Annotated in this window: 6 protein-coding genes; 3 read left to right on the top strand and 3 right to left on the bottom strand. The window is 39.2% G+C overall.

The genetic code is table 11. The annotated features are described in order from the left end of the window. From AAY47_RS18665 to AAY47_RS18670, 3 genes are all read right to left on the bottom strand, one after another. Window positions 1–534: replication protein (locus AAY47_RS18665; protein WP_047771801.1), on the bottom strand; the 534-nt coding region annotated here is incomplete at its 3' end. Next, window positions 527–694 (bottom strand): hypothetical protein, encoded by a 168-nt coding sequence (locus AAY47_RS22320; protein ID WP_167400596.1) that lies wholly within the window; start codon window positions 692–694, stop codon window positions 527–529. The genes AAY47_RS18665 and AAY47_RS22320, both read right to left, overlap by 8 nt. A gap of 366 nt (window positions 695–1060) precedes the next feature. Beyond that, window positions 1061–1261 (bottom strand): Cro/CI family transcriptional regulator, encoded by a 201-nt coding sequence (locus AAY47_RS18670; protein ID WP_047771802.1) that lies wholly within the window; start codon window positions 1259–1261, stop codon window positions 1061–1063. Window positions 1262–1363: 102 nt separating this feature from the next. Between AAY47_RS18670 and AAY47_RS20155 the strand changes: the two genes are divergently transcribed. The 3 genes from AAY47_RS20155 to AAY47_RS18685 all read left to right on the top strand — a co-directional run bounded on the left by AAY47_RS20155 (window position 1364) and on the right by AAY47_RS18685 (window position 2799). Further along, complete coding sequence (locus tag AAY47_RS20155; RefSeq protein WP_053014350.1) at window positions 1364–1834, top strand: helix-turn-helix domain-containing protein; 471 nt, start codon at window positions 1364–1366, stop codon at window positions 1832–1834. Between the two features lie 107 nt (window positions 1835–1941). Further along, window positions 1942–2277, top strand: a complete 336-nt coding sequence (locus AAY47_RS18680; RefSeq protein ID WP_047771804.1) for a hypothetical protein — start codon at window positions 1942–1944, stop codon at window positions 2275–2277. A 12-nt stretch (window positions 2278–2289) separates the two neighbouring features. Continuing rightward, window positions 2290–2799 (top strand): hypothetical protein, encoded by a 510-nt coding sequence (locus AAY47_RS18685; RefSeq protein ID WP_047771805.1) that lies wholly within the window; start codon window positions 2290–2292, stop codon window positions 2797–2799. The last annotated feature ends 373 nt before the right edge of the window (window positions 2800–3172 follow it).

Below are 3172 nucleotides of genomic sequence, written 5' to 3' on the forward strand. Positions count from 1 at the left end.
ATAATCCAGTATTTCGAGAGCGAGATTTTCTTCCCCCGTGGGGGTAAGGGGGATCTTTTCTTTATTATCTTTAATAGTATCTTTTGTGTTTAGCTGAATTGGCTTATTTTCTTTAGCTGTTTTAGCTAACCTTTTATTAGCTGTTTTAGCTAAAGGTTTGCTGTTTTGGCTAACCTCCATAATCCACTCAGATGTATTTACGTTTACCCCTATCATACTGTCCTGTTTAATCAGTATTTTTCTTTGTACTAACCCCTTAATTTCAGTACTGACATGAGTGTGATGCAGGCTGATCATTTCAGCTATCTGAGTGTTGGTTAGTCGGTCAAATCGTTTATGCCAACCAAACGTTTTTTCAATAATGGCATCCATGATTCGGTATTGTCTGTATGTGATGCCGTCATTGCTATGCTTCCTCATCATCTGCTTTACTTCACGAGGAGTTTTAATGAATTCAATATCATCATTCACATTTTCCTCTTTTATTTTTGTTATTGGCTGCCGGTAATCAGCCATTCTTGCAACGTTACTCATGGCGTTTCCCTCCGGTCAGCTCCTCGCTATGTTCCAGACGTAACTTCGCATCTTCCAGAGCATCACGTAGCTTTTTCGCTCCATCCTCGGTAACGGAACGAGCAACCTGATCACGCCGGTTATTTTTATGCACAGCACTGTGATTAAATTTATTTTTCATGTATAATTAACCTCGCTTATTGAATTCATTCCAAATGATTCAACTAGAACAATTAGCCTCACTAGCGACCACTGGTGAGGCGCCTTTCCGTAATATTCATCATTTCCAATCTAATTCCTGCTAATTTAACCAATACGGGCGTTTACGTGTTCCATACGTAACATTCCTAATGTTTAGTTTCGTTTAATAAAAATACAGAATCGTCAGCTATCCTGAGATAGATGATGGTTGGCACGACTGTCTCTTGGTGAGTGAGCCTTTACGGGATATACCCGATTGCCTGAGTGACTACCCGGCGCTATTTCAGTTTGCTAGGGTTCACCAGTAGCTTGTCGTGAGGGCAGATTGTTAAAGAACATGAATAACCTAAGCAGAATGTTCACGACGATGAGCGGGGAATGGCTTTAATTCTTCCGCCTCCACTCTCCCATCATGGTGAACGATGACCGTAATTCTTCGCCCAATAGCGATCGCCTTACTAATCGCGCTTTGGTTAATTCCAAATAGGGAGGCCGTTTCCTCCTGCCCTATTTGGGATACAAAATCTGATAATGGAATTCGTTCCATGTCATCCTCCTGTTGGTGTCGACATGAGTATTACTCATAGTAATAAAATAGTCAACACTAACGGTAATTGGTAATTATGACTTTAAGTTATAGAATCGTGTAATGAAGAAGATTCCATTGAGCGACGAGCAAATCGCCTCCGCAAACCGCCTTAAAGCAATATATGAGGCAAAGAAAAAAACATTGGGATTGTCCCAAGAGGTACTGGCTGAAAAGCTGGGTATGGGGCAGAGTGCTGTTGCGCAGCTATTAAATGCGAAGAACGCTATTGGTGTATCTCATGCAGCTAAATTTGCTGAAATTCTGGAGATTACAGTAGATGATTTTAGTCCATCGTTAGCGGCAGAAATTGCCGGAATGGCACAATACATTCGTGCATTGTGCGAACATATTGAAACAGTGAGACCAGCCAATAACCAGTTAACAAAACAGCAGAAAGAACTACTAGATCTGTTCGATAGTTTACCCTCAGAGGAAGCAGAGCGTTTCTTGCGCGAATTAAAGGCAAAATCGACGCATTTTAATGCAATTTTTGCCGAAATGATGGCGAAACGAGGCATTAAAGCAAGTTAACAGAAAAATTTTCATCTGTAAATCATAACGTTATGAAATGTTATGCTGATCATATTTTTTAATATAGGCTGCGAGGTGCGGTCTCCTGTCTCAATAAAGGAATGAAAATGAGTGATAAAAAAACCAAAAAGAGAGAAGTTAACGATCTCTTTCCTTACGTAGATGTAGATAACTCGATATCAGTTAAGGATTTTTTTGATTATTTAGAAGACAAGGAGGTAAGAAATATCTGTTCAGCATGTGGCAAGCCCCGCATGACTGGAGTCATTTCCCTTGATAGAGGTCAGTCATTAACATTAAATGTAATGTCTAAGGATATATCAAAAATTCTGGCTCATGAATGCGTTGGAAGGATTTGCCTATCATGTGGAAATGTCCAATTATTTTGGACGACTTCTATAAGAGCCTGGATGAAAGATAAAAATCATAAAGATAATGATTAAGGCGCCATCATAGTGAATAATAATCAATCGTCTAATGTGTATAGTATTGTGGATGCAAGGCCAATGATATTTAACCATCCATCCGGTTTCAAACTTGCTGATCAAGAGAAAAATGTTATCATCAAGAATAACGATGGTTTTAATGACAGAGAGGTAGATATGGATGCTCGCATAGATAAGTTAGAAAAACGAGCTGACTCTATAGAGTCTACCTTGTCTCGTCTCAATGAAACGATGCTTAAGTTGGATAGTAAGATTGACTTGCAAACTGCTAAATTAGAATCAGCTATAGCTTTGCAGTCGAGTAAACTTGAAGTAGGAATGGCCTTGCAGTCGAGTAAGCTTGAATCTATGATTTCCTTACAAGGGGCTGAACTAAAAGCATCCATCGAGAACCAAAAAACAGAGTTTGATGGAAAGCTAAAAGACATGCGCTTAAGTATAATTCTATGGATTTTAGGCCTACCTAGTTTGTTTTTTGCAATTTATAAGATTTACGAAATACTCAATATCAAACACTAATAGCCCTCCCCGCGAGGGCTTTTTTGTGCCTGCCCACCCCTCCATTTGGTCGATTAGTGACCATAATCACAATATCCAGCCTCAATAAAAATTTATTTCATTAAAAATCAATAGTATTACTAATGGTGATAAAATATTATTACCATTAGTGTTGACTAATATATTACTAGGAGTGATACTAAATACATCAACGGCACGGAGCCAAAAGTAAAAGGAAGTTTCGCTCTTTAACAATCTAACCCCAAAACAGCGTATAGCTCTGTTACACCCCTACGCACAAATGCGATGTATCGCTGGCAGTTATGAAGTATGTCAGTGAGAAGATTAGCCTCGAAAGAGCGCGAACGGGCATCACTGACAGAGAGAGCGTTGT

Source organism: Xenorhabdus griffiniae (assembly GCF_001028135.1).
In the GTDB taxonomy this organism is placed as follows: Bacteria; Pseudomonadota; Gammaproteobacteria; order Enterobacterales; family Enterobacteriaceae; genus Xenorhabdus; species Xenorhabdus bakwenae.